Source organism: Corynebacterium sp. 401_CJEI, assembly GCF_001076435.1.
GTDB lineage: Bacteria > Actinomycetota > Actinomycetes > Mycobacteriales > Mycobacteriaceae > Corynebacterium > Corynebacterium jeikeium_D.
In genome coordinates this window covers 66,026-91,770 of record NZ_JVIP01000044.1, presented here as the reverse complement: position 1 = coordinate 91,770, position 25,745 = coordinate 66,026, and the positions used below count along the sequence as shown (strand labels likewise).

At 58.7% G+C, this 25,745-nt stretch carries 24 protein-coding genes; 22 read left to right on the top strand and 2 right to left on the bottom strand.

Going from position 1 to position 25,745, the window contains the following annotated elements; genetic code table 11:
* Positions 1-186 precede the first annotated feature (186 nt).
* From argS to thrB, 4 genes are all read left to right on the top strand, one after another.
* Complete coding sequence (argS, locus tag ADM64_RS10475; RefSeq protein ID WP_049194104.1) at positions 187-1,839, top strand: arginine--tRNA ligase; 1,653 nt, start codon at positions 187-189, stop codon at positions 1,837-1,839.
* A gap of 65 nt (positions 1,840-1,904) precedes the next feature.
* Positions 1,905-3,323 (top strand): diaminopimelate decarboxylase, encoded by a 1,419-nt coding sequence (gene lysA, locus ADM64_RS10470; RefSeq protein WP_049194100.1) that lies wholly within the window; start codon positions 1,905-1,907, stop codon positions 3,321-3,323.
* On the top strand, positions 3,320-4,654 hold the full coding sequence (locus ADM64_RS10465; RefSeq protein WP_016422448.1) for a homoserine dehydrogenase: 1,335 nt from the start codon (positions 3,320-3,322) through the stop codon (positions 4,652-4,654). The genes lysA and ADM64_RS10465 overlap by 4 nt, the downstream gene beginning before the upstream one ends.
* Entirely contained in the window at positions 4,655-5,581 is a 927-nt protein-coding gene (thrB, locus tag ADM64_RS10460; RefSeq protein ID WP_049190091.1) for a homoserine kinase, read from the top strand. It begins immediately after the preceding gene.
* A 45-nt stretch (positions 5,582-5,626) separates the two neighbouring features.
* On the opposite strand, the gene ADM64_RS10455 is transcribed toward thrB, so the two are convergent.
* Positions 5,627-7,345 carry a long-chain fatty-acid--CoA ligase gene (locus tag ADM64_RS10455; protein ID WP_049194099.1) on the bottom strand — a complete coding sequence of 573 codons (1,719 nt, stop codon included), beginning with the start codon at positions 7,343-7,345 and terminating at the stop codon, positions 5,627-5,629.
* A 515-nt stretch (positions 7,346-7,860) separates the two neighbouring features.
* On the opposite strand from ADM64_RS10455, the gene rho reads away from it, so the two are divergent.
* The 16 genes from rho (at position 7,861) to nucS (ending at position 23,435) form a co-directional block, all read left to right on the top strand.
* A complete protein-coding gene (rho, locus tag ADM64_RS10450) occupies positions 7,861-9,813 on the top strand; it encodes a transcription termination factor Rho (protein ID WP_049172046.1) in 1,953 nt (650 codons plus the stop codon).
* A gap of 114 nt (positions 9,814-9,927) precedes the next feature.
* Positions 9,928-11,001, top strand: coding sequence for a peptide chain release factor 1 (gene prfA, locus ADM64_RS10445; RefSeq protein ID WP_016422451.1), 1,074 nt, complete (start codon positions 9,928-9,930; stop codon positions 10,999-11,001).
* On the top strand, positions 10,988-11,932 hold the full coding sequence (gene prmC / locus ADM64_RS10440) for a peptide chain release factor N(5)-glutamine methyltransferase (RefSeq protein ID WP_049194098.1): 945 nt from the start codon (positions 10,988-10,990) through the stop codon (positions 11,930-11,932). Before prfA ends, prmC begins: the two co-directional genes overlap by 14 nt.
* Positions 11,933-11,969: 37 nt before the next feature.
* On the top strand, positions 11,970-12,626 hold the full coding sequence (locus tag ADM64_RS10435) for an L-threonylcarbamoyladenylate synthase (protein ID WP_005509411.1): 657 nt from the start codon (positions 11,970-11,972) through the stop codon (positions 12,624-12,626).
* 82 nt (positions 12,627-12,708) lie between these two features.
* The gene (locus ADM64_RS10430; protein ID WP_241486365.1) at positions 12,709-13,941 is read left to right on the top strand and encodes a glycosyltransferase family 4 protein; all 1,233 of its coding nucleotides are present in this window, start codon (positions 12,709-12,711) and stop codon (positions 13,939-13,941) included.
* Positions 13,938-14,387 carry a hypothetical protein gene (locus ADM64_RS10425; protein ID WP_005509564.1) on the top strand — a complete coding sequence of 150 codons (450 nt, stop codon included), beginning with the start codon at positions 13,938-13,940 and terminating at the stop codon, positions 14,385-14,387. The genes ADM64_RS10430 and ADM64_RS10425 overlap by 4 nt, the downstream gene beginning before the upstream one ends.
* Before the next feature lie 390 nt (positions 14,388-14,777).
* Entirely contained in the window at positions 14,778-15,572 is a 795-nt protein-coding gene (gene atpB, locus ADM64_RS10420) for a F0F1 ATP synthase subunit A (protein WP_016422455.1), read from the top strand.
* A 141-nt stretch (positions 15,573-15,713) separates the two neighbouring features.
* Positions 15,714-15,968: an ATP synthase F0 subunit C gene (locus ADM64_RS10415; RefSeq protein WP_005509463.1), complete on the top strand. Its 255-nt coding sequence runs from the start codon at positions 15,714-15,716 to the stop codon at positions 15,966-15,968.
* Positions 15,969-15,999: 31 nt separating this feature from the next.
* Complete coding sequence (locus tag ADM64_RS10410; protein WP_005509352.1) at positions 16,000-16,563, top strand: F0F1 ATP synthase subunit B; 564 nt, start codon at positions 16,000-16,002, stop codon at positions 16,561-16,563.
* A 5-nt stretch (positions 16,564-16,568) separates the two neighbouring features.
* On the top strand, positions 16,569-17,387 hold the full coding sequence (locus ADM64_RS10405; RefSeq protein ID WP_048735245.1) for a F0F1 ATP synthase subunit delta: 819 nt from the start codon (positions 16,569-16,571) through the stop codon (positions 17,385-17,387).
* A 54-nt stretch (positions 17,388-17,441) separates the two neighbouring features.
* Positions 17,442-19,085 (top strand): F0F1 ATP synthase subunit alpha, encoded by a 1,644-nt coding sequence (gene atpA, locus ADM64_RS10400; protein WP_005509387.1) that lies wholly within the window; start codon positions 17,442-17,444, stop codon positions 19,083-19,085.
* Between the two features lie 53 nt (positions 19,086-19,138).
* Positions 19,139-20,119 carry a F0F1 ATP synthase subunit gamma gene (locus ADM64_RS10395; protein WP_005509705.1) on the top strand — a complete coding sequence of 327 codons (981 nt, stop codon included), beginning with the start codon at positions 19,139-19,141 and terminating at the stop codon, positions 20,117-20,119.
* Positions 20,120-20,121: 2 nt separating this feature from the next.
* Positions 20,122-21,561: a F0F1 ATP synthase subunit beta gene (gene atpD, locus ADM64_RS10390; protein WP_005509621.1), complete on the top strand. Its 1,440-nt coding sequence runs from the start codon at positions 20,122-20,124 to the stop codon at positions 21,559-21,561.
* Between the two features lie 11 nt (positions 21,562-21,572).
* Positions 21,573-21,944 (top strand): F0F1 ATP synthase subunit epsilon, encoded by a 372-nt coding sequence (locus ADM64_RS10385; RefSeq protein WP_049194097.1) that lies wholly within the window; start codon positions 21,573-21,575, stop codon positions 21,942-21,944.
* A gap of 217 nt (positions 21,945-22,161) precedes the next feature.
* On the top strand, positions 22,162-22,665 hold the full coding sequence (locus ADM64_RS10380) for a DUF2550 domain-containing protein (RefSeq protein ID WP_016422460.1): 504 nt from the start codon (positions 22,162-22,164) through the stop codon (positions 22,663-22,665).
* A 77-nt stretch (positions 22,666-22,742) separates the two neighbouring features.
* Positions 22,743-23,435 carry an endonuclease NucS gene (gene nucS / locus ADM64_RS10375; RefSeq protein ID WP_005509457.1) on the top strand — a complete coding sequence of 231 codons (693 nt, stop codon included), beginning with the start codon at positions 22,743-22,745 and terminating at the stop codon, positions 23,433-23,435.
* Between the two features lie 364 nt (positions 23,436-23,799).
* On the opposite strand, the gene mce is transcribed toward nucS, so the two are convergent.
* Positions 23,800-24,252, bottom strand: coding sequence for a methylmalonyl-CoA epimerase (mce, locus tag ADM64_RS10365; protein ID WP_005509354.1), 453 nt, complete (start codon positions 24,250-24,252; stop codon positions 23,800-23,802).
* A 31-nt stretch (positions 24,253-24,283) separates the two neighbouring features.
* On the opposite strand from mce, the gene ADM64_RS10360 reads away from it, so the two are divergent.
* Together ADM64_RS10360 and ADM64_RS10355 are read left to right on the top strand one after the other, a co-directional pair.
* On the top strand, positions 24,284-24,589 hold the full coding sequence (locus ADM64_RS10360) for a thiamine-binding protein (protein ID WP_049172056.1): 306 nt from the start codon (positions 24,284-24,286) through the stop codon (positions 24,587-24,589).
* Between the two features lie 84 nt (positions 24,590-24,673).
* Positions 24,674-25,723, top strand: coding sequence for a co-chaperone YbbN (locus ADM64_RS10355; protein ID WP_049172058.1), 1,050 nt, complete (start codon positions 24,674-24,676; stop codon positions 25,721-25,723).
* Positions 25,724-25,745 lie beyond the last annotated feature (22 nt).

The window sequence follows — 25,745 nt, the reverse complement described above, 5'->3', positions numbered from 1 at the left end:
AGGCAATAATTTCCTACCTGAATGCTACGCCTAGACCCGGATTAAATCTGTTCTCAACCTGAATTCGGCTGGATCGTGAAAGCGGTGTAGGACAGCCGGAGGCGGTGGCCTGCAGATACCCCTCAAATCAATCTTTTGGTGGCTGATGTTTCCACGACCGCGATTGACCTAATAGGATAGGCAATCGTGAATCCTGCTGATCTTGCTGTACTAGTCCGAAAAGTCACCGTCGAGGTTTTGACTGCCCACGATGCCGATGTCTCTATCGTGCCGGAAAACCCGACCGTCGAGCGTCCGCGTAACCCTGAGCACGGCGACTACGCAACCAATATCGCCATGCAGCTGGGCAAGCGCGTCGGCATGGTGCCGCGTGACTTGGCAACTGAAATTGCCACAGCGCTCGGCGCTTCTGAGGGCATCGATGAAGCAACCATCGCAGGCCCGGGCTTTATTAACATCCGCCTGGCCTCCGATGCCCAGGGCAAGATCGTCGAGGACGTCCTGGCAGCGGGGGAGAAGTGGGGTCATGCCGACTTCAACTCCAACCTCGACGTGAACCTGGAGTTCGTCTCCGCAAATCCGACCGGGCCGATCCACCTGGGCGGTACTCGCTGGGCAGCAGTCGGTGACGCTCTCGGTCGTGTCCTGTCCGCCACCGGTGCCAAGGTCACCCGCGAGTACTACTTCAATGACCACGGTCGCCAGATTGACCGCTTCTCCGACTCCTTGGTTGCCGCCGCTCGCAACGAGCCGACTCCGGAAGATGGCTACGGCGGAGAGTACATCCGGGACATCGCCGCTGCTGTGCTGGAGAAGATCCCGCAGGCACTCGAGGGCTCTGAGGAAGAGGTCCAGGAGCACTTCCGCGCCATCGGCGTGGACATGATGTTCGAGCACATCAAGAAGTCTCTGCACGAGTTCGGCACCGATTTCGACGTTTACTTCCACGAAAACTCGCTGTTCGAGTCCGGTCAGGTGGAAGCAGCTGTCAATTCCCTGAAGGAAAACGGCAAGCTCTACGAAGCTGACGGCGCATGGTGGCTGAAGTCCACCGATTACGGTGACGACAAGGACCGCGTGGTCATCAAGTCCGACGGCGACGCAGCCTACATCGCAGGTGACATCGCCTACGTTAAGAACAAGTTCGACCGCGGCCACAACCTGTGCATTTACATGCTGGGTGCCGATCACCACGGCTACATCGCACGTCTGCGTGCCGCCGCTGCAGCGCTCGGCTACAACGCCGATGGCGTCGAGGTGCTCATCGGTCAGATGGTCAACTTGCTTCGCGACGGCAAGGCTGTCCGGATGTCCAAGCGTGCGGGCACAGTGGTCACCTTGGACGACCTGGTTGAGGCAATCGGCGTCGATGCTGCTCGCTACTCGCTAATCCGTTCCTCCGTGGACTCCAGCCTGGATATTGACCTGGGGCTGTGGGCTTCGCAGTCCAGCGACAACCCGGTCTACTACGTCCAGTACGGTCACGCTCGTCTGTGCTCAATCGGTCGCCGTGCCGAAGAGGCCGGTGTGACCAGCGAAGGCGCTGACTTCTCCCTGCTGGTAGAGGACCGCGAAGGTGAGCTCATCCGCACTATCGGTGAGTTCCCGGCCATCATCAAGTCTGCTGCTGACCTGCGGGAACCACACCGCATTGCCCGTTACGCTGAGCAGCTTGCCGGTGTCTTCCACCGCTTCTACGACACCTGCCAGATCCTGCCAAAGGCAGACGAAGAGGTATCCGAGCTACACCGTGCTCGTCTCGGCCTGGCTGAGGCTACCCGCCAGACGCTGGCCAATGCTCTGCAGCTGCTCGGTGTTACTGCACCTGAGCGCATGTAGTCGAACGCGCCCGTAAAACTACACCCCGTTGCTCCGCCCGGGTAACGGAGAAAGAGAGCTGTTTCGTGCCTATCGACGGCAATGGTTTCGAACTGGGTGGCTACACCCGACCCGACTCCACCCAATTTAATGAACTACCAGCGCATGTCTGGCCAACTACCGCCCGTCGTCGGGGCGCTGACGAAGAGAATCCCGGCTCGGTGGAAATTGGTGGCGTGAGCCTGGTCGACATTGCCAAGGAGTTTGGCACTCCGGTTTTTGTCGTCGATGAGCAGGACTTCCGCTCTCGCTGCCGCTCGATGGCCAAGGCCTTCCGCGGCGCGGAGAATGTCCACTACGCATCCAAGGCTTTCCTGTCGAAGACCATTGCCCGCTGGGTAATGGAGGAGGGGCTGCATCTCGATGTCGCCTCGGGCAACGAGATGGCTATCGCTCTGGCGGCGGGTTTCCCAGCCAAGGACATGACCTTCCACGGCAACAACAAGTCCACCGCTGAGCTGCGTGATGCTATCTCCGCTGGCGTGGGCAAGATTGTGCTTGACTCCCGTTCGGAGCTGCGTCGCCTGTCCCAGGTGGCGGCTGAAGCAGGCGTGGTGCAGGACGTGCTCGTTCGCGTGAAGCCCGGTGTGGAAGCGCACACCCACGAGTTCATTGCTACTGCGCATGAAGATCAGAAGTTCGGCTTTTCCCTCGCGTCCGGTTCGGCGCTGGAAGCTGCCAACCTCGTAGAAGAGGACGACAATCTGCGCCTGGTTGGTCTGCACTGCCACATCGGCTCCCAGATTGTCGATTCCGACGGTTTCATTCTCGCCGCCGAGCGCGTGTTCTCACTGGTGGAAAAGCTGGTCGAACGCCACGGCACTGAAATCTCGGAACACTTCAACACCCTCGACCTCGGTGGCGGTTTCGGAATCGCCTACACCGCAGGCGAGCAGCCCCTCGACGTTGCTCCGCTTGCCGACGAGATCCTCACTGCCGTAGACAAGCTTGCGCAGCGTATCGGCATTGCGACTCCGACAGTGGCTGTTGAACCAGGTCGTGCCATCGTTGGCCCGTCCATGGTCACGGTGTACGAAGTGGGCACTTTGAAGGATGTGACCATCGATGACGGCATGACCCGTCGTTACGTATCGGTCGATGGCGGCATGAGCGACAATATTCGTCCGGCGCTTTACGGCTCGAACTATGATGGTCGCGTTGTTAATCGCGAGGTGTCCGGTTCCAGGATTCCCACCCGCGTCGTCGGAAAGCACTGTGAATCGGGAGACATTCTGATTAACGATGCGAACTACCCGAACGACATTGTCGAGGGTGATCTGTTCGCGCTCGCTGCTACTGGGGCATACTGTTACGCAATGGCCAGCCGCTACAACATGCTGACGCGACCACCAGTAGTGTCGGTATGCGATGGTCAAGTGACCCAAATATTAAGACGAGAAACCGTACAAGACTTACTAAGCCTGGAGTGTGAAACGCCACGATGACTGCCGCAACGAATAATCCTGGAAAGGGCGAGGGCCACAAAGTTGGTGTCGCTATTTTAGGTCTTGGCACAGTCGGTACTGAGGTTTACCGCCTGCTCAACGAGAAGGCTGAGGACTTCGAGCGCCGCATCGGCGGACCGGTCGAGGTCGTTGGTATTGCTGTGAGCGACAAGACCAAGCCGCGTCCGAATGTGGATCAGGATCTTCTTACCGACGATGCTTTTTCGCTGGTTCAGCGCGATGACGTTGACCTGGTAGTCGAGGTCATCGGCGGCATTGATTACCCACGTCGCGTTGTGCTGGAGGCACTGCGTGCCGGCAAGTCGGTCGTGACCGCCAACAAGGCACTCGTCGCCGCTCACGGCGAGGAGCTCTCTGAGGCTGCCGATTCCTCGGGTGTCGACCTTTTCTTCGAGGCAGCTGTGGCTGCAGCTATCCCGGTCGTCGGGCCGCTGCGCCGTTCGCTGGCCGGTGACACTGTCAATAAGGTCATGGGTATTGTCAACGGCACTACCAACTTCATCCTTGATGCGATGGACTCCACTGGTGCGGACTACGACGAGATGCTGGCAGAGGCCACCCGCCTGGGTTACGCCGAGGCCGACCCGACTGCAGACGTCGAGGGCCACGATGCCGCTTCCAAGGCAGCTATTCTGGCCAGCCTGGCATTCCACACCCGCGTGACTGCTGATGATGTTCACTGCGAGGGTATTACCGAGATCACCGCTGACGACATCGCAGCCGCCAAGAGCGCAGACTGCACCATTAAGCTGCTGGCTACCTGTGAGCGGGTTACGGACGAAAATGGCAAGGAGTCCATTTCCGCCCGCGTGTACCCAGCGCTGATTCCACGTCGTCACCCGCTGGCAACTGTGCGTGAGTCTTTCAACGCTGTCTTCATTGAGGCCGAGGCCGCTGGTCGCCTGATGTTCTACGGCAACGGCGCTGGTGGTAATCCGACCGCCTCCGCAGTGCTCGGTGACCTCGTTGCAGCTGCTCGCAACATTGTCCACGGTGGTCGCGCACCGGGAGATTCCACCTACGCTAACCTGCCGATTCTCGACTTCGGTGACGTTCGCACCCGCTACCACATCGACCTGCACGTCGACGATCGCGTCGGAGTGCTTGCCGATGTCGCTCGTACCTTCTCTGATCACAACATCTCCCTGCGCACCGTCCGCCAGGAAGAGGGCGCCAACGGCGCTCGCCTGGTCATCGTGACCCACAAGGCACTGGAGAAGGATTTGGAAGCAACGGTCGATGAATTGCGCGCCAACGACGCGGTTTTGGCCGTCAACAACGTCATTCGTATCGAAGGAATGGATATCTAAATGGCACAGGAGCTTTTCCCGGGTCAGAAGGTCACCGTCACGGTTGCAGGTTCGTCAGCGAACTTGGGCCCGGGCTTCGACACCCTGGGGTTGGCAGTTGCGCTCTACGACATCGTCGAGGTCGAGGTCATCGAGTCCGGTGTCGTCGTTGAAATTCACGGCGAGGGCGAAGTCGACCTGCCGCGCAACGAATCTAATCTGGTTTTGCGCGCGATTCGCGCGGGCCTTCGCGCCGCAGGAGTCGAGGCACCGGGGCTGAAGGTTATTTGCCACAACACCATTCCGCAGTCGCGCGGTCTAGGCTCTTCCGCAGCCGCCGCCGTTGCTGGTGTCGCTGCCGCTAACGGTCTGGCGGGCTTCCCGCTTACCGATGACCAGGTAATCCAAGAATCCTCGGTATTCGAAGGCCACCCGGATAACGCTGGCGCATCCGTTCTCGGCGGGGCAGTGGTCAGCTGGACTGACAAGCCTGTCGATGGTCGCACCGCACCTCAGTACCGAGCAGTGAGCATTCCGGTGCATGAGTCCATTCAGGCGACCGCACTCGTACCGGCATTCCACGCCTCCACGAATGCAGTCCGTCAGGTGCTGCCGAGCGATGTTTCGCATGTCGACGCTCGTTTCAATGTCTCCCGTACTGCGGTTATGACCGCAGCGCTGCAGTCCCACCCGGAACTGCTGTGGGAGGGAACGCGAGATCGCCTGCACCAGCCGTACCGCTCCGACGTGCTGCCGGTGACCGCAGAGTGGGTCAACCGCCTGCGCAACCGTGGCTACGCGGCATTCCTCTCGGGTGCTGGTCCGACCTGTATGGTTCTGGGAACTACTGCAGTAGATGAGAAGATCTTGGACGATGCCCGCGAGGCTGGCATCAAGGTCATGGAGCTGGGAATCGGTGAGCCGGTTAAGGTCGTGGTCGACGGCTAAGCCGCAGCTGCGGCCAGGTGCCGGGCCAGTGGCTTAGCCTGCTACCTACTTTTCGCCCGGCCCCTTCAGTTTCACGATGCTGTACTGACCTGCGCTCAAGTGCGAGCGCAGGTCTTTCTTGTCGAACTTGCCCACTGAGGTCTTATCGATTGAGTCCACGAAGGCCCAGTACTCCGGCAGCATCCACTTTGGCAGCTTTGGCCGCAGTTCATCGCGGAGCATTTCAGCGGTCTCCTTGCTCTGTTCAACTTCCGGCATCAGCACCGTAATGGCCAGTGGGCGCTCACCCCACTTTTTATCTGGCATGCCGATAATCGCGCACTCGAGTACCTGTGGGCTTTCCATTACGAAGTTTTCCAGCTGAGCGGAGTAGATCCACTCACCACCGGAACGAATGACATCGCGAGCACGGTCATGAATAGTCAGGTAGCCGTCGTGAGTAATCGAGCCGACATCGCCAGTGCGGAGCCACCCGTCCTCGGTGAACTGTTCGCTAGCCTCGTCGACCTCCGCACCGCGGAAGAAGTGCGCGGTGCCTCCATCTTGAGCCTCCGGAGAGCTGTAGTAGCCTCCGGTGACCGTGTTGCCGCGCACCTGCAGCTCACCCTGGTTGCGGTCATGCAGGTCGAGCACGCGGTCGTTGTCATCAACAATGCGGAACTGCATGATGTCCGGGAAACGTCCTTGGCTGACACGGTAGCGTTCGCGGGCCTCACCGGAGGCGCCGTACGGAGGTCGTGCCACGGTACCGATAGGCGAAGTCTCGGTCATGCCCCAGAAGTGGATGACGTCGACACCGTAGCGCTCTTCCCAGAGCCGAATCAGTGCAGGCGGGACAGGGGAACCGCCCGAGAAAATCTCCTGCAGGCTCATGCGCTTCGGAGGATTGCTGAGGTAGTGCGCCATGAGGTTAATCCACAGCGTCGGCACGCCCTGAGCTACGCGCGGCATTGAGGTTTCGATGATTTCTGCCAGACGTGGTGCGGACAGGTCCGCGCCGGGGAAGATTAGCGACGCCCCGCACATGAAGGAGGCCAGCGGCACGCCCCAGGACAGGACGTGATAAATGGGCACACAGCAAAGCCACGGGTTTCCATGCGAAATGGCAAAGGAGTCAGTGGTGCGCATATTCAGGCTGTGCAAGTACAGCGAACGGTGGCTGTAGACGACACCTTTAGGTGCGCCCTCGGTGCCCGTCGAATAGCACATGGCTGCACCGGAGTTTTCGTCGAGCTCAGGCCAGTCGAAGCGGCTGGGGCGTCCGTCGATGAGTGATTCGTAGGAGTACCACGGGATGCCAGCCGGCAGTTGCTCAGCCACATCCGACAAATCACCGATACCGATAATGATGACAGCGCGGACGCGCGGGCAGTGCGGAAGAACCTCGGCGAGCAGTTCGATCTCGGTCGGGTCCGCGATGATGACCTGGTCATCGGCGTGATTGATAATGTGCACAATCTGATCCGGCATGAGCTGCTTGTTCAGCGGCTGGAATACCGCGCCCATGGAGGCGACGCCGAGGAAGACCTCGAAGTGTTCGGCGCAGTTGTACATCAGGGTAGCGATGCGCTGATCCCCGTCGATGCCGAGCTCATCGCGAAGTGCATGTGCCAGCGCACTAGCGCGTGCGGCGATGGCGGCAAAAGTGGTGGTCTCGGGGCCGTCACTGTTCCAGGAGGTCACCGGAGTCCGACCGTGAATGGTGCGACCGTATTCCACAATCTGAGCGATATTGAGAGGAATATGAGGCATCGTACTGCGCATGAGCTCTACAGTACCGACTCACAGCCCCGCGACCTAGCGAAACGCAGGTGAGAACTAGTGTTGCTACCTGACTATTTGGTGACTATCCTTGGGCAATAGGTCGTTTTCAATACGCGGCTAGATACGTACTTCTTCATGTACTCCGCATGCCGTTGACCTTCGCAGTTGTTCACACAACGCGATGGCGCAACGTGACATTGAAAACACATAAATCAGTAGTGCGACTACATAGTCTTGCGGTGCTGTGGACCTAAAATTTCCTAACCATCTTCAGCCCGGACGCTCGGGTTTGAGATGCGGAAATAATGTAGGCAAGATGCCTCGGTTTAGTTTCAACGTCGAGGTCTTTTGCCTGGCTTTTTCGATAGTTTCCCGTCAGCTGCGGCTACTTTTCCGCACGTGGTAAAGGTTCGACGACGGAGCACACGCGGTGGCGGGCAGTAAGAGCGAAAAAGTGTCAATGACATAGCCCCCTGTAGAGAGTGACTGCAGGGAAGGTCGATGAAAGGACATCCGTGACCGATACGGACACCACTGCCACGGCAGGCGGCCCAGAGAATCTTGCGGCCCTCCGAATGGCAGAACTGCGTGAAATCGCTTCCAGCAAGGGCATTCGCGGCATCTCCGCCATGCGCAAGCATGAGCTGATTGAGGCCATTAAGAATGGTGCCCCGGCTGCTGGTTCCGCTCCAGCTCGGAAATCTCGCGCGAAGAAGGCTGCGGCTGGGGCTGCGGATACCGGCTCCAAGGCGAAGGATGCCAAGGAATCGCCGTCGGAAAGCGCGGATAAGGGTTCCAGTAAGAGCGCCGACAAGAGCGACAAGGGCAACGACAAGCGAGACGACGCCAACGCGGATGGTCGCGAGGAGATGTCCCGTTCTCAGCAGCGTCGAAATCGTCGTAACCGTGCTCGTCAGCGCGAGCAGGAGAATCAGGACGATCGCAGCAACGATAGCCGCGACGATTCCGATAACGGCAACGACCGCGGTGATCGCAACGACAATCGCAACGATCGTAATGATCGTAATGACCGCGGTGATCGCAACGACCGTAATAACCGCAACGATCGCAACAACCACGATCGAGACAACGACGATGAAGGCCGCGGCAACCGCAACAACCGCCGCGGTCGCAACAACAATCGCAATAACGACCGCAATAACCATGACGATGACGGTCGTGGCAACCGTAACCGCCGCAACCGTCGCAATCGCCGCGACCGTCGCGGACGCGATAACAACGGTGGGGGACACGGCGGTCAGGACGAGATCCGCGAGGATGACGTTCTCCAGCCGGTGGCTGGCATCGTCGATGTGCTAGATAACAAGACCGCATTCGTGCGCACGTCCGGATACCTGCCGGGCTCTAACGATGTGCTGGTGTCCGCGCAAATGGTTCGTAAATACGGTCTGCGCAAGGGCGACGCCGTCACTGGTCAGGTCCGCATGCCGCGTGAGAATGGCTCGGGCCAGGTCACTCATGGCAACGGCCGTAATCGCCGCAAGTACAACCCGCTGGTCAAGGTCGAAACTGTAAACGGCATCGATCCGGAGCAGGCAAAGCAGCGGCCGAACTTCGCTAAGCTCACCCCGCTGTACCCGAACCGTCGCCTGCGTCTGGAGACCGAGCAGAAGATCCTCACCACTCGCGTCATCGACCTGATTATGCCGATTGGTAAGGGTCAGCGTGCGCTCATCGTTTCGCCGCCGAAGGCCGGTAAGACCACGATCCTGCAGAACATCGCGAACGCTATCGCGACGAACAACCCCGAGTGCTACATGATGGTCGTGCTTGTCGACGAGCGCCCGGAGGAAGTCACCGACATGCAGCGCAGTGTCCGTGGCGAGGTTATTGCTTCTACCTTCGACCGCCCGCCGTCAGATCACACGGCAGTGGCCGAGTTGGCTATTGAGCGTGCAAAGCGTCTGGTGGAACAGGGGCAGGACGTCGTCGTACTGCTGGACTCCATTACCCGCCTTGGCCGTGCGTACAACAACTCTTCGCCGGCATCGGGACGAATCCTCTCCGGTGGTGTGGACTCCAACGCTCTGTACCCACCGAAGCGCTTCTTGGGTGCTGCCCGAAACATCGAGGAAGGCGGCAGCCTCACCATCATCGCCACCGCGATGGTGGAGACCGGCTCCGCAGGCGATACCGTCATCTTCGAGGAGTTCAAGGGCACCGGTAACGCCGAGCTGAAGCTCGACCGTAAAATCTCCGAGCGCCGCGTGTTCCCGGCAGTGGATGTCAACCCGTCGGGTACTCGTAAGGATGAGCTGCTGCTCAGCACGGAGGAGGCTCGCATTATGCACAAGCTGCGCCGCATCCTCTCCGCGCTGGAGTCGCAGGCTGCTATTGACCTGTTGATTAAGCAGCTGAAGAAGACCCGGAACAATAAGGAATTCCTGATGCAGGTGGCTTCTTCTGCACCAATGGCCGCCGACGTTGATGTGGACGACATGCTTTAGCTGGGGTTAGCCACGCGGAGTGGTGCCACAGTGCCAGCGGTGCGACAGCGCCACTCCGACCGAAACCACAGCACCTACTAGCATTTCACCCATCACAATCTGAAGGAATATTCAATGGCTAATCAGGTTTCCGCAGTTGACGACATCCTCTCCGAATACCACGGCCTTGAGGCGCAGCTGGCAGACCCCGAGCTGCACAACGACCCGAAGGCTGCCCGTAAGGTCGGCAAGCGCTTCAATGAGTTGCAGCCGGTCATTCAGACTCACAAGAAGTTGACTGAGGTCCAGGATGACCTGGAGGCAGCTCGCGAGATGGCATACGAGGACTCCGAATTCGCAGCTGAGGCTGAGCGTCTCGCTGTCGAGGCAGAGGAGCTCGAGGAAAAGCTCGCCGACCTGCTGGCTCCGCGCGATCCGCACGACAGCGATGACATCGTTATGGAGCTCAAGTCCGGTGCCGGCGGTGAGGAGGCAGCGCTCTTCGCAGGTGAGCTCGCTCGTATGTACCAGCGCTATGCAGAAAAGCACGGCTTTACCACCGAGATTCTCGGGCTGTCCGAGTCTGATCTCGGCGGCGTGAAGGACATGACTATGTCCATCCGAGCTAAGACTCCGTCCCGTGACGGTGCGTGGAGCGTGTTCAAGTTTGAAGGTGGCGTTCACCGCGTGCAGCGCGTGCCGGTTACCGAATCTCAGGGCCGTATTCAGACGTCCGCCGCTGGTGTGCTGGTCTACCCGGAGCCCGACGAGGTCGAAGACATTCAGATTGATGAAAAGGATCTGCGTGTCGACGTCTACCGTTCCTCCGGTAAGGGCGGTCAGGGTGTTAACACGACTGACTCCGCCGTTCGCCTGACGCACCTGCCGACTGGTCTCGTTGTTACCTGTCAGAAGGAACGTTCTCAGATTCAGAACAAGGCCCGCGCTATGCAGGTCCTTGCTGCTCGACTGCAGCAGATGAAGGAAGAGGAGATCGCCGAGGCTGCCTCTGACCAGCGTAAGTCTCAGGTGCGCAACATGGATCGCTCCGAGCGCATCCGCACTTACAACTTCCCGGAGAACCGCGTTTCCGATCACCGCATCGGTTACAAGGCTCACAACCTGGACTCGGTGCTGGGCGGCGACATGGATGACCTGCTCAAGGCCCTCCACGACGCGGAGCGCGCTGAGCGTCTTGAAGCCGAGTAGCCCCACGCCCGCAGAAAATAGCTCGCCGACGTTACCGGATTCCGTCCGTACTCTCGGCGAGCTGTTTCGCTATGCGCGTCGCACGCTTGACGACGCGGCGCTGGCTTCTCCGGATGCCGACGCGCGGGCGCTGTTTGCAGCTGCTATCAATGCGGGACCGGCAGACATCATCTTCCGCGGAGACGAACCGTACACCGATGAGGACGGTCGCAAGTATCTGGCCGAGGTACTGGCCCGCAGAGTGGCTCGTGAGCCACTGCAGCACATCCTCGGTACGGCGCCGATGATGAGCCTGGAACTACAGGTTGGGCCCGGTGTTTTTGTACCCCGGCCGGAGACGGAACTGCTCGCGCAGTGGGCAATCGATCGAGCCTGTGAACTGGTCGCAAGTGGCGTCGTCAAGCCGAAAATCGTTGACTTGTGTACTGGATCCGGTGCGTTGGCGTTGGCGATCGCCGATGCCGTACCCGAAGCGGACGTGGTGGCTGTGGAGCTCTCTGAGCGGGCACGAGCGTGGGCTGCGAAGAATATCGAGACGTACGGCGATGGGCGTGTGCGTCTGATTGCTGGCGATGTCACGGATGTTCAGCTGATTGATGATGGCGCTGAGCTCGCAGAATGGGTAGGCGAGACCGACATTGTTGTGTCCAACCCTCCATATGTGCCCGAAGACACCGAGGTTGCCCCCGAGGTGAGAGCTGATCCGCACTCTGCGGTCTTCGGTGGCGACGATGGGCTAGATGTCATTCGACCTATGATGAACCTAGTGGATGCGCTGGTGCGGCCGGGTGGAGTCATCGGCATCGAGCACGATGACTCTTCAGGAGACGATGTCAGTTCACTGCTAAAGGACACCTGGGATTACGCTGATGTAGAGGTCCACCGTGACTTTGCGGACCGTGACCGTTTTACGGTGGGACGCAAAAATTGATCTTAAAAGCAAACTTTGAAGCAGGAGCACAAATCTGATGAGCAGGATTATGGACTGCAGCACAGATGAAAACCGCGAACGCGCAATTGCAGCAGCAGTAGATGCAGTGAAGGCAGGACGGCTGGTCGTTATGCCTACCGATACCGTCTATGGTCTTGGCTGCGATGCCTTTGATAACCAGGCCGTTGCCTCCTTGCTGCGTGCCAAGCACCGCGGCCCGGATATGCCGGTACCGGTGCTCGTGGGTTCCTGGAACACGATTGAGGGGCTCGTCCGCGAATACTCGCCAGCTGCTCGCACGCTGGTGGAGGCTTTCTGGCCGGGCGGACTGTCGCTGGTTGTGAACCAGGCGCCGAGCTTGCCGTGGAACCTTGGTGATACCGCGGGTACGGTCATGCTGCGCATGCCGCTGCACCCAATTGCTATCGAGATTCTGCGCCGCACCGGTCCGATGGCCGTGTCCAGTGCGAACATCTCCGGCCAGGCACCGGCCACCAATGCCGTGCGTGCCAAGCAGATGTTGGGTGGGGAAGCGGCTGTCTACGTCGACGGCGGCGAAGCCACGATTGGCACCCCATCGACGATTGTCGATATCTCGACTCCAGTGCCGCGGATTCTGCGCGAAGGCGCTGTGTCAGCAGCGGCGGTTGCCGAGGTTTTGAGTACTACGCCCGAGCGACTGCTGGGGCAGTAGTCTTGTCTACCTAAGGCTTTTCCTGTTTAGTATCTGCAGCGATTGTGTGGGTGAGTAGTACCTAGTGGCGGACATGAGCTTATTGGCAGCCCAGTCGGGTGGGGCAGGTGTGCCCATCCGCGAGCTCGCCATGCTCGTTTTAGTTTCCGCTGCTGTCAGTTATTTGCTCACTGGAGTAGTGCGTTTTGTGCTGGTTCGCTCGGGCTGGTTGGATGCGCCCCGCACGCGCGATGTCCACGATATTCCGAAGCCCAGGCTCGGAGGCGTGGCGATGTACTCTGGGGTGGTCGCAGCTATCGCCCTTGCCTCGGTTATGCCGGCCCTCAACCGTGGTTTTCCACCTATGACTCCAGATATGAGGGCAGTTGTGGCGGCCGCGTCGCTCTTGCTAATCGTCGGTATTTGGGATGACCTCTTTGACTTAGATGCCCTTACGAAGTTGGTGGGGCAGGTCGCGGCGGCACTTTTGATGTCATTTATGGGCGTCAATTGGTATCTGCTCTATATCCCTTTCAGTGGCGGCGCCACTCTCATTCTCGATCCAATCATGTCCACAGTCTTGACTGTCCTATTTACTGTGGCATTGATTAACGCCTTCAATTTTGTTGACGGAATTGATGGTCTCGCAGCTGGACTCGGCATGATTGCCGCAGCTGCAATCCTTGTCTATTCGATGGTCATGCTTCACGACCAAGGCGGAACCGTGTCTGCCTATCCACCCGCGATGATCTCCGCGTGCCTCCTCGGCGCTTGCCTGGGCTTCTTGCCGCACAACTTCGAGCCCGCACGCATTTTTATGGGCGATTCCGGTGCCATGATGATCGGCTTGCTGCTCGCAGCGGCATCGGTGTCGGCGTCGGGACGCATCGCGCCCTCCATGTACGGCACCGCTGACGTCATCGCTCTAATCTCGCCGGTTGTGGTCGTCATCGCAGCAATTAGCGTGCCAATGCTCGACTTGTTGCTTGCTGTTGTTCGCCGCGTCAGTCAGGGCAAGTCACCCTTCTCGCCCGACAAAATGCATATTCACCACCGCCTCCTGTCGATGGGACACAGTCATCGCCGCGTGGTGCTAGTGCTTTACCTATGGGTGTCGGTCGTCGCGTACGCCGCCGTTGCCACCACCATTTTCCCCTTTGAATTCGTCGCTCTCACCTTCGGGGTCCTGCTTATCATCGCGGTTGTCTTCACCCTCCGTCGTCGCAATGCGCTTGCCGACGACCGTTCAAGGGGAGCGCGTCCCAGAAGTGGAAGTGGGGTCCGGCAGGTTATAAGACGTCGACGTGGACGCAGAAGGTACAATCTTCGACCGTGACTGAAAAAACAACTCCGGAGCCCGAGTCTAAATACGATGATTCGCGGCGACCGCTGCTGGCTGCTGCTCGCTCGGGCGCAATCGCGCTCGCTGTGATTACCGTGCTTTCGCTGCTGGTCTGGGGTGGCAAAAACGGTATGCCCGGTGTCTGGGGCGTACTCCTTGGAGCGGGCATTAGCGGAAGCTTCGTATTGCTTACCGTTCTAGGCATCCTCTTTACTGCTCGAACTTCGCCGTCCGTTACGCTTGCCGTTGTACTGGGTGGTTGGTTGTTGAAGATTGTCGTACTAATCGGTGTCCTGGTTGTTATTAGAAATCTTGAGTTTTATGACAACATGACTTTCTTCGTCACTGTTGTACTCACTCTGATGGTGACACTCGGTGCAGAAGTGTGGGGAATGTCGCAATCTAACCTCACTTATGTGCAACCAATGAAGGACGAATAGCTCGTTAATAACTTGTTGACCTGCTGAGAGGCTGCAATATGCTTCTAAAACCGCAGGTAATAAGCATATTGTCCAGTTTGTGCAGAAGATGCCACAAATAGAGGCCGAAACCCACAGAGGGGGTCGGCCTCTTTGTTGGATTCGGGGTCGGAAACGCGGGGGTGTACCGGGTGGGGAAAATGAGTCAGAACTGTTATCCTGAGTTTCGGGTAAGACGGCCTGTAGCGAAATAACTATCATTTCCACAGGTACGGTCCCCGTGAGCGCCGTGCTGATGAGCGAATGGAATCCGCGGCGCGACACGTTAAATGACGTCCTTCGCACCGCTTGACAATAGTTCTAGCGGCCCAATCACGGGAGAGAACGCTGAGCGTTACAACACTTGCCGAGATGCGGGGTGAGTTTCACTCACCCAACTTGCAGGAGGAGTATTTCCCGGGTGAACAATTTGGCGACTTCATTTTAGGTGGTAGTGGCGACTGGTACGCCATGGACCGCCTGATGATTGTTCGTCTTTTGATGGCCGTGATCGTCGCCGTGTTCTTCGTCGTCGCAATGCGTCGTCCGAAGCTCGTGCCGACTGGTCTGCAGAACGTTGCGGAGTTGATGCTGGACTTCGTCCGCATCCACATCGCGGAGGAGATTCTGGGTAAGAAGGAGGGGCGTCGTTTCCTTCCGGTTCTGGCCACCATCTTCTTCCTTGTTATCTCGATGAATATTGCGGCTATTATTCCTGGCCTCAATATTTCGCCGAACGCCCGAATCGGTATGCCACTGGTTCTGGCCCTGTTCGCATACGTTGCCTTCATTTACGCGGGCTCGAAGAAGATGGGCTTCTTCAAGTTTGTGAAGTCGGCAGTCGTTATTCCGAACTTGCCACCGGTACTCCACCTCATCGTGGTGCCGATCGAGATTTTCTCCAACTTCGTTCTCCGCCCAGTTACGCTGACCATCCGTCTGATGGCCAACATGCTGGCGGGCCACATGGTTCTAGTCCTGCTTTTCGGTGCCACGAACTTCTTCTTCTGGCAGCTGAATGGTTGGACCGCCCTGTCCGGGTTGACCCTTGTCGCTGCGGTAGCATTCACGCTGTTCGAGATGCTGGTGATTTTCCTGCAGGCATACATCTTTGCCCTGCTGAGCGCCGTCTACATCGAACTGTCGCTGCACGCAGACGAGCACTAACCCATAACTAATGAGGCCGCAACTTCGGCAACAAGGCCTCGCAAATTTAATAGCAAGACCCACTTGACCCACAAAAGCCCCGGGCCTACTTAGAACAATCTTTAATCCGGGGCCATCCTTTAAGAAAGGGAACGGTTCATAATGAACGACGTCATCCTCTCCGCCCAGGACGCTGTCCAGGCTGTCGACACCAACGCTGGCCTGAAGACCATCGGTTACGGTCTGTCCACCCTGGGCCCGGGCCTCGGTATCGGTATCGTCGCCGGCAAGACCGTTGAGGGTATGGCACGCCAGCCTGAGATGGCCGGCCAGCTGCGTACCACCATGTTCCTGGGCATTGCCTTCACTGAGGCTCTCGCCCTAATCGGCCTGGTCGCAGGCTTCGTTTTTGTTTAAGTCCGGACCTCAGGCGGAGAACACGTAAACCATGACAGATTTCACCTTTTTGCTAGCTGCGGGTGACCTCCCGATGGGAGAGTCCATCAACCCGCTGCTGCCAAAGACCTATGACATCGTCTGGTCCGTTGTCCCGCTGGTAGTTATCCTGGTTCTCTTCTGGAAGCTCGTTCTTCCGAAGTTCCAGGAGGTCCTGACCGAGCGGGAGGACCGGATTGAGGGCGGCATTGAACGCGCTGAAGCTGCACAGGCTGAAGCCAAGGCCGCTCTGGAAAAGTACAACAGTCAGCTCGCAGAGGCCCGTACTGAAGCAGCAAAGATTCGCGACGAAGCCCGTGCACAGGGTCAGCGTATCATTGCAGACGCTACGACCAAGGCTAATGACGAGAGCGCACGAATCATCGAGTCCGGTGAGAAGCAGCTCGCTGCCCAGCGTGAGCAGGTAGTCGCAGAGCTGCGCAAGGAAATGGGCCAGAACTCCATCAATCTCGCTGAGCGCCTTCTGGGCGAGCAGCTTTCCGACGACGTTCGTAACTCGTCGACGATTGACAACTTCTTGTCCAACCTTGACACCGTGGCCCCGGCCGGAAAGTAGGCGACATGCACGCAGCAAGCCGCGAATCCCTGGCAGCCCTTAGCCAGCGACTGGACGCCGCTATCGGTGGCGACAATGTCGCTGTTGCTCAGGCTGCTCAGACTGGTTCCGAGCTTTTCGACATCGTCGAGGTCCTGGACTCCGACCGCGGCCTGCGTGTCGCTGTCGCCGACACCTCGGCGACTGCGGAACAGCGTTCCGGCCTTGTCCGGAGCCTGTTCGCGGGCAAGGTATCTGAGACGACTCTTAACCTCGTCGTGGATGCTGCCGCGCAGGTATGGTCCACCCCGCGTGAAATGCGTGAGGGTTTGGTAGAGCTGGGCCGTCGAGCCCTCCTTCGCTCTGCCGAAGGCCAGGGACAGCTTGAGACTGTTGAGTCTGAGCTGTTCCAACTGGGACACATCCTGGCTGAGCAGTCGCAGCTTGAACAGCTGCTGGCCGACAAGGCCGCAACCCCCGAAGCCAAGCGTGGGCTCCTCGCCTCTGTGCTGTACGGCAAGGTCACTTCCGTGACCGAAACCCTGGCACTGCAGGCTGTTGGCCGCCCATCCAAGCGCCCCGCGGACGACATTGACTCCCTGTCCCGGCTAGCCGCCGGCCTGCGGAACCACGTCGTCGCTCGCGTGACCAGTGCCACGGCCGTCTCTGACGAGCAAGAGCGAGCACTGGCGGACAAGCTCGGCCGAGTCTACGGCAAGGCGATGTCCATCCACACCGTGATCGACAAGTCGATTCTCGGTGGACTGGTCATCCGGGTTGGCGACGAGGTCATCGACGGTAGCCTTTCAACAAAGCTTGAGAAGCTGCGCGTCGGCCTCGGCTGACGGATGGTTTAGACGATTAATCACTGGAAGAATATTACCGAGAGCAGGAAGAACATGGCGGAGCTGACGATCTCCTCCGACGAGATCCGTAGCGCGATTGCGAACTACACCTCGAGCTACTCCCCGGAGGCCTCCCGTGAGGAGGTTGGCGTTGTTATCAGTGCAGCTGATGGTATCGCCCAGGTTTCGGGAATGCCGTCGGTCATGACGAATGAGCTTCTGGAGTTCCCGGGCGGCGTTATTGGCGTCGCTCAGAACCTCGACACCGACAAGGTCGGCGTTGTGGTGCTGGGTAACTTCGAGTCGCTTAAAGAGGGTGACGAGGTAAAGCGGACGGGTGACGTCCTTTCGATTCCGGTCGGGGACAAGTTCCTCGGTCGCGTAATTAACCCCCTGGGCCAGCCGATTGACGGCCTGGGCGACATTGAGGCTGAAGAGGACCGCGTCCTCGAGCTGCAGGCACCGACCGTGCTGCAGCGTCAGCCGGTTGAAGAGCCGATGGCTACTGGTATTAAGGCCATCGACGCAATGACCCCAATTGGTCGTGGTCAGCGTCAGCTGATCATTGGTGACCGTAAGACCGGTAAGACCGCGGTCTGCCTGGACACCATTTTGAACCAGAAGGCTAACTGGGAGTCCGGTGACCCGAGCAAGCAGGTGCGATGCATCTACGTTGCTATCGGTCAGAAGGGCTCCACCATTGCTGGTGTGCGCCAGACCCTCGAGGAGCAGGGCGCACTCGAGTACACCACCATCGTTGCTGCCCCGGCGTCGGATGCCGCAGGCTTCAAGTGGCTTGCACCATTCGCAGGCGCCGCACTGGGTCAGCACTGGATGTACCAGGGCAAGCACGTCCTGGTCATCTACGATGATCTGACTAAGCAGGCAGAGGCATACCGTGCCATCTCGCTGCTGCTGCGTCGCCCGCCGGGACGCGAAGCTTACCCGGGTGACGTCTTCTACCTCCACTCCCGTCTGCTGGAGCGTGCTGCGAAGCTCTCCGACGACATGGGTGCAGGCTCGCTGACCGCACTGCCGATCATCGAGACCAAGGCAAACGACGTGTCGGCCTTCATTCCGACCAACGTCATTTCCATTACCGATGGCCAGGTCTTCCTCGAGTCCGACCTGTTCAACCAGGGTGTCCGCCCGGCTATTAACGTCGGTGTGTCGGTTTCCCGTGTTGGTGGTGCCGCACAGACCAAGGGCATGAAGAAGGTTTCCGGTAACCTGCGTCTGGACCTCGCGTCCTACCGCGACCTGGAAGCATTCGCAATGTTCGCATCCGACCTGGACGATGCCTCCAAGCGTCAGCTGGAGCGCGGTCAGCGTCTGGTTGAGCTGCTGAAGCAGAAGGAAAACCACCCGCAGCCGGTCGAGTACCAGATGACCTCCATCTACCTCGCTGGTGAGGGCGAATTCGACGATGTCCCGGTTGAGGACGTCCGTCGCTTCGAGGCCGAGCTGCTTGAGCACCTGCAGGACACTCAGCCTGCAGTCTTCGAGCAGATTGACGGCGGCGTCGCCTTCTCTGACGAGTCCAAGGCTGCTCTGAAGTCCGCTACCGCTAACTTCAAGAAGTCCTTCCAGACTTCTGAGGGCGCACCGCTGGCTTCCGAGGCTCCGGTCGAGGCACTCGACGAGGGCGAGCTCAAGAAGCAGCAGATTACGGTCTCCCGCAAGACTGCCCAGAACTAGGCAGGTTGAGCTACTCAATGACCGTTTTCGCAATTGAAGGGAGGGAATAGGACATGGCGAATCTTCGTGAACTTCGAGCCCGAATCAAGTCGGTGAACTCGACCAAGAAGATCACCAAGGCCCAGGAGCTTATCGCAACCTCGCGCATTACTAAGGCGCAGCGTCGCGTAGCAGACTCCCAGCCGTACGCCGACGAAATCGAGAAGGTCATCGGACGTCTCGCATCGGCTTCGTCGTTGGATCACCCGATGCTCGTAAAGCGTGAGGGTAACCAGCGTGTTGCTGTCCTGGTTGTGACCAGTGACCGCGGCATGTGTGGCGGCTACAACCACAACGTCCTGAAGAAGGCTGCAGAACTGCGTACCGCTCTGGAAGAGCAGGGGCATGAGGTCGTTCTCTACGTGACTGGCCGTAAGGGCACCGACTACTACGACTTCCGTGGTGTCGAGCTCGCCGGTACGTGGGAGGGCTTCTCCCAGGATCCGGACTACGCCGCAACCCACGACGTGCGTCGTCACCTCATTGATGGTTTCAACGCTACGGCCGAGGGCACTGCCAAGTACCGCGAAGGCCTGCGTGGCACCAACGGCGAGGCCGTTCAGGGCTTCGACCAGGTCCACGTTGTCTACACGGAATTCGTGTCCATGCTTTCTCAGATTCCGCGTGCACACCAGATGCTCCCGATTGAGCCTGTGTACGAGGATGTCGAGATTGCTCAGGGCGAGGACATGCTGTCCGATGGATCAGATGACCTCAAGCCGGACTATGAATTCGAGCCTGATGCAGACACCCTGTTGGCAGAGCTTCTGCCGCAGTACGTGTCCCGCACTCTGTTCGCAGTGATGCTCGAGGCCGCTGCCTCTGAGTCCGCTGCCCGTCGTAACGCTATGAAGTCCGCGACGGACAACGCTACCGAGCTGGTCAAGGACCTCTCGCGTGTTGCTAACCAGGCACGTCAGGCACAGATTACCCAGGAAATCACAGAAATCGTCGGTGGCGCCGGTGCGCTCGACGACAGCGGAGAAAGTGACTAGATATGAGCACAGCTCTAAGTGAGCAGAACACCACCACGGCTGTGGGCCGTGTTGTGCGTGTCATCGGTGCCGTCGTCGACGTGGAGTTCCCGCGTAACGAACTGCCGGCACTTTACAACGCGCTGACCGTGGAAGTTACCCTTCCTTCGGTCGCCAAGACCATTGTCCTCGAGACTGCACAGCACCTCGGTGACAACATGGTTCGTACCATTGCTATGGCTCCGACCGACGGCCTGGTCCGCGGTGCAGAGGTCAAGGACACCGGAAAGCCGATTTCGGTTCCGGTTGGTGACGTCGTCAAGGGTCACGTCTTTAACGCAATGGGCGACTGCCTGGATGAGCCGGGCCTGGGTCGCGATGGTGAGCAGTGGGGCATCCACCGTGAGCCGCCGGCCTTCGACCAGCTCGAGGGCAAGACCGAGATTCTGGAAACCGGTATTAAGGTCATCGACCTGCTGACCCCGTACGTTAAGGGCGGCAAGATTGGTCTGTTCGGTGGTGCCGGTGTCGGTAAGACCGTTCTGATTCAGGAGATGATTACTCGTATTGCACGCGAGTTCTCCGGTACTTCGGTCTTCGCCGGTGTTGGTGAGCGTACCCGTGAGGGCACCGACCTCTTCCTGGAAATGGAAGAGATGGGCGTTCTCCAGGACACCGCCCTTGTCTTCGGCCAGATGGACGAGCCGCCGGGAGTCCGTATGCGTGTCGCGCTGTCGGGTCTGACCATGGCAGAGTACTTCCGCGATGTTCAGCACCAGGACGTGCTGCTCTTCATTGACAACATCTTCCGTTTCACCCAGGCCGGTTCTGAGGTTTCGACCCTGCTGGGTCGTATGCCTTCCGCCGTGGGTTACCAGCCGACCCTGGCTGACGAGATGGGTGTTCTGCAGGAGCGCATTACGTCCACCAAGGGCCGTTCGATTACCTCTCTGCAGGCCGTCTACGTGCCTGCCGATGACTACACCGACCCGGCTCCGGCAACGACCTTCGCCCACCTCGATGCAACCACCGAGCTCGACCGCTCGATTGCATCGAAGGGTATTTACCCGGCAGTGAACCCGCTGACTTCGACTTCTCGTATCCTCGAGCCGTCGATCGTCGGTGAGGAGCACTACCGAGTTGCTCAGCAGGTTATTAACATCCTGCAGAAGAACAAGGAACTCCAGGACATCATCGCCATCCTCGGTATGGACGAGCTGTCTGAGGAGGACAAGGTGACCGTGCAGCGTGCACGTCGTATCCAGCGATTCTTGGGTCAGAACTTCTTCGTTGCTGAGAAGTTCACGGGTCTGCCTGGTTCGTACGTCCCGCTGAAGGACACCATTGTTGCCTTCGACCGCATCTGCAAGGGCGACTTCGACAACTACCCGGAGATGGCCTTCGACGGCCTGGGTGGCCTCGACGATGTCGAGAAGAAGTACGCTGAAATGCAGAAGAAGTAAGGGGCATCCTCATGGCTGAAATCACCGCTGAACTGGTTGCCGTTGAGCGACCGCTCTGGAAGGGCAAGGCCACTTTGGTCTCTGCCCAGACCACCGAGGGTGAGATCGGCGTGCTGCCCGGACACCAGCCGTTGCTTGGCCAGCTGGTCAACAACGGCACGGTGACCATCAAGACCGCAGACGGCAAGGTTCTTGTCGCTTCGGTACAGGGTGGGTTCATTTCCGTGTCTACCTCGAAGGTTTCGATCCTCGCGGATAAGGCAGTCTGGGCTGACGAGGTTAACCTCTCCGAGGCCGAGTCCAACCTGACTTCGGATGACCCTGCAGTAAAGGCTCAGGCTGAGTCGGAGGTCCGCGCGGCTCGTCGCGCTTCCATCAACTAGTCTTTTCGCCTGAACATCCGGTCGCACGACCGTATTCTTCCTGCTTCTTTAAACGGGGCGGGGAGCTCGCAAGAGAAATCTTGCCAGCTTCCCGCCCCGTTTTTCTTAGTTATTTTTCATGTCAGTGCAACAATCGGGTAGGGTTTGTAAAAAGCCTCTAAAGCGCTTTTGAACCAAGGTTCGTCGTCTATTCACCCGGATGCGAGGCTGGCAGATAGTGTTTTCAAGCGTAACCATGATGTCAATCATGTTCATGATTATCGGTGCGATGTTGATCGTCGGCGGGGTCCTTGCCCTGTGGCGTTTCGCCAGCCTGCATGCAAAAGGTACTCCTGTTATTGCTCGTCGCCTTCCTGCAGGTGATGGCAGTCATTGGCGCCATGGTGTCATTGTTTATTCAGAGTCGACGTTGAAGATGTACAAGCTACGTTCGCTGCGTCCTGGCTGTGATGCCGAATTTGCCCGTCACGATGTCACTATTGTGGATCGCCGAGATCCGACTGACATCGAGGCGGGTTTTTTCGCGCCCGGGCTTCGGGTAGTCAGGATTAAAACGGGGAAAAATACCGAATGGGAGTTTGCCGTGGACTCGTCCTCGGACACTGCCCTGGTGGCGTGGGTGGAGTCGAAGCCGTCGTCACGCCAGACTCGTGAGTTTCCTACAGATATTGAGCGACGTTTCCGTTCGGCTTATAACCGTGGCCGGGGAAGTCAGTACTAGTCTCTTACGAGAGGCTATTGCTAAGGCTCTAGTGGGTATTGTTTTCTCCCGCGCGGCAGTCACGTTAGGGTAGGGGAATGCGCCTTGTGATTGCTGAATGCACCGTTGACTATGTCGGTCGCTTGAATGCCCATCTGCCTCATGCCCCGCGCTTGCTGTTGGTGAAAGCCGATGGGTCTGTTTCTGTGCATGCCGACGACCGTGCATATAAGCCTCTAAACTGGATGACACCGCCGTGCACGCTGACGGAGAAGGATATTCTCGACGAGTCGGGTGAAGACACTGGTGAAAAGCTCTGGGTCGTTGAGAATAAGAAGGGCGAGCAGCTTCGTATCACTATCGGCAAGGTGCTGGCTGATAGCACGTACGAACTGGGAGAGGACCCTGGCCTGGAGAAGGACGGGGTAGAAGCGCATCTACAGGAGCTGCTTGCAGATCAGTTCACAACGTTCGGCGAGGGCTACACCCTGATTAGGCGCGAATACCCAACCCCGATCGGACCGGTGGATCTGCTTGGCCGCGATGAAAACGGCGCCACCGTTGCAGTCGAGGTTAAGCGTCGGGGCGGTATCGACGGTGTTGAGCAGCTAACCCGTTACTTGGAGATGCTGAACCGCGATGAGCTGCTGGCACCGGTGGAAGGGATTTTTGCTGCCCAGGAGATTAAGCCACAGGCCAAGACTCTGGCAGAGGATCGTGGGATTCGCTGTGTGACCGTGGATTACGACGCCCTGCGTGGCCTGGAGTCCAATGAATTGCGGTTGTTCTAGCCATGCCTAGGCGAAACCACAAGCGGCGCGGTAATCAACGAGGCAACCAACGCGGCGGGCGTAATAACCACGGCCAGAATCGCGGCAGCCTGCCCGCATTTGGCAGTTCTTTCCAAAACACCCGCACTGAATCTGGGCCTGCCGGTTGGCAGGACGTGGACTTTGCGGTGCGTAACATCAGCGCTGGACAGTCGAAAAAGGTTTATCGCTGTCCAGGGTGCGACCAGGAAATCATGCCCGGGACCTCGCACATCGTAGCTTGGCCGCAGGATTATGGTGCAGGCGCCGATGACCGGCGTCATTGGCACACTAACTGCTGGCGCAACAGAGCTCACCGCACTATCACGCGCCGCTGGGGATAGATCTACTTAGCCGGCTCAACGAGCTCCAGCAGGACGCCACCGGCATCCTTCGGGTGGATGAAGTTGATGCGCGAACCTGCGGTACCGATCTTCGGCTCCGGGTACAGCACCCGGGTGCCCTGCTCCTTCAGGTGCGCCATCAGCGCCTCCAGATCAGTGACGCGAACTGCGTACTGCTGGATTCCTGGACCCTTCTTGTCCAGGTACTTTGCAATCGTGGACTGGTCGTTCAGTGGCGCGAGAATCTGAACCAGAGTGCCACCTTCAACCTTGTCGGCCGGGCCGACCATGGCCTCGTGGACGCCCTGCTCTTCATTGACTTCATCGTGGTAGTTGATGAAACCAAGGTTTGCGCGGTACCACTCAATAGCGGCATCAAAATCCGGGACTGCGACGCCGACGTGATCGACAGCGACTACGTACTTATGGGGAACGGGAATCTGTGTCTCACTCATAGTTTCCAGGGTACTCGCTATTATCGGCGGCATGATTGTCGCATTTTCTGTTGCCCCCACTTTCTCCGATCCCGAGCAGGGAATGGCGGAGGCGGTTGCTGAAGCCGTGCGTGTTGTGCGCGAATCCGGCCTGCCCAACGAGACCAATGCCATGTTCACCCTAGTTGAAGGCGAATGGGATGAGGTGATGGATGTCATTAAGCGAGCTACGGAAGCAGTCAGCCGTGTCAGTCCGCGTACTTCTCTGGTCATCAAAGCGGACATTCGCAACGGATATACCGGGCAGCTGCGTGCGAAAGTGGATGCGGTCGAGGATGCGCTGAAAGCCACCGACTAGTCTCTTGTTCGGATTGGACACGTAGGCTCTACATAGGTCTTTACATAGGCTTTACGACGACACTGGAGAGGAACCCCTTTGACGATGCCAGCTGGACATGGTCACGCACATGGCCATTCTCATGGTCACTCGCATGGAGCACACGGTCACCGCGAGTGCTCGACTCCGCCGCCACCACCCGGCACGGTTGATTTGGAGCAGCTCCACCAGCGCGCCGAAGCCGAACGTAAGCGCCGAGAGGAGATCGAGCGGGCAACCAGTGATCAGGGAAATGGGCTTCCTCCTGTAGTTGAGATTGTCCCGCAGACCCTTGAGGCAGAAGTCGTTCTGCGCTCGGAGCAGGTCCCGGTTATTGTCTTGATCGGCATGGCTGGAGCAGCTGATTCGTTGCGTCTTCGGGCTGAGCTAGAAGGCATGGCCCGTGAGGCTAATTTGAACTGGATCCTGGCGTGGGCAGATGCTGAGGAGCATCCGCAGCTGGCCCAGGCATTCGGTGTGCAGGCAGTGCCGACAGTCACGGCTGTGGCTATGGGCAGTCCCATTGGCATGTTTGTCGGCGAGAAAACCAGGGATTGGCTGGAGCAGTGGCTGGCGCAGGTTATGAAGGCCACTCGGGGTCGTCTCAAGGGGTTGCCGGCGGGAACTCGTATGGCTGGGGAGGGCAGCGGGCCGGAGGCTCCGGAGCCGACTGACTTCTTCGGCAATCCCGTACCCACCGATGACCCGCGTTTGGAGCAGGCTGAAGAGTTGCTCGAGGAGGGCGATTTCGACGGAGCGTTGGAGCTGTATGACGCTATGCTGCAGTCCGAGCCCGCAAATCAGGGGCTGAAGCGCGCTCACGCGAATGTGTCCTTCTTCGCCCGCGCTGCCAAAATCGATCGCAGCGCAGATCCAATTGCAAAGGCCGACGCTGCGCCGAAGGACGTCGCGCTCGCCCTCGATGCCGCGGATGTCACGATGCTTGTCGACGATCCAGCGAAGGCGCTCGATCGTTTGTTGAAGTTGCTCCCGCAGGTGTTTGGCGATGACCGTGAGGCCATCAAGTCGCGTCTACTAGAGCTGCTTGTGCTATTCGATACCGCAGATCCAGTGGCATTGGATGCACGCCGGAGGATGGCTAGCGCACTGTACTAGGAGTACTGGACTAGGGGCACTG

Coding starts and splice junctions, on each gene's coding strand:
- ADM64_RS10465 (WP_016422448.1), top strand. CDS start 3,320: ATGACTGCCGCAACGAATAATCCTGGAAAGGGCGAGGGCCACAAAGTT.
- thrB (WP_049190091.1), top strand. CDS start 4,655: ATGGCACAGGAGCTTTTCCCGGGTCAGAAGGTCACCGTCACGGTTGCA.
- ADM64_RS10455 (WP_049194099.1), bottom strand. CDS start 7,345: ATGCGCAGTACGATGCCTCATATTCCTCTCAATATCGCTCAGATTGTG.
- prfA (WP_016422451.1), top strand. CDS start 9,928: ATGGCTAATCAGGTTTCCGCAGTTGACGACATCCTCTCCGAATACCAC.
- ADM64_RS10435 (WP_005509411.1), top strand. CDS start 11,970: ATGAGCAGGATTATGGACTGCAGCACAGATGAAAACCGCGAACGCGCA.
- atpB (WP_016422455.1), top strand. CDS start 14,778: ATGCGGGGTGAGTTTCACTCACCCAACTTGCAGGAGGAGTATTTCCCG.
- ADM64_RS10415 (WP_005509463.1), top strand. CDS start 15,714: ATGAACGACGTCATCCTCTCCGCCCAGGACGCTGTCCAGGCTGTCGAC.
- ADM64_RS10410 (WP_005509352.1), top strand. CDS start 16,000: ATGACAGATTTCACCTTTTTGCTAGCTGCGGGTGACCTCCCGATGGGA.
- ADM64_RS10405 (WP_048735245.1), top strand. CDS start 16,569: ATGCACGCAGCAAGCCGCGAATCCCTGGCAGCCCTTAGCCAGCGACTG.
- atpA (WP_005509387.1), top strand. CDS start 17,442: ATGGCGGAGCTGACGATCTCCTCCGACGAGATCCGTAGCGCGATTGCG.
- ADM64_RS10395 (WP_005509705.1), top strand. CDS start 19,139: ATGGCGAATCTTCGTGAACTTCGAGCCCGAATCAAGTCGGTGAACTCG.
- atpD (WP_005509621.1), top strand. CDS start 20,122: ATGAGCACAGCTCTAAGTGAGCAGAACACCACCACGGCTGTGGGCCGT.
- ADM64_RS10385 (WP_049194097.1), top strand. CDS start 21,573: ATGGCTGAAATCACCGCTGAACTGGTTGCCGTTGAGCGACCGCTCTGG.
- nucS (WP_005509457.1), top strand. CDS start 22,743: ATGCGCCTTGTGATTGCTGAATGCACCGTTGACTATGTCGGTCGCTTG.
- mce (WP_005509354.1), bottom strand. CDS start 24,252: ATGAGTGAGACACAGATTCCCGTTCCCCATAAGTACGTAGTCGCTGTC.
- ADM64_RS10360 (WP_049172056.1), top strand. CDS start 24,284: ATGATTGTCGCATTTTCTGTTGCCCCCACTTTCTCCGATCCCGAGCAG.
- ADM64_RS10355 (WP_049172058.1), top strand. CDS start 24,674: ATGCCAGCTGGACATGGTCACGCACATGGCCATTCTCATGGTCACTCG.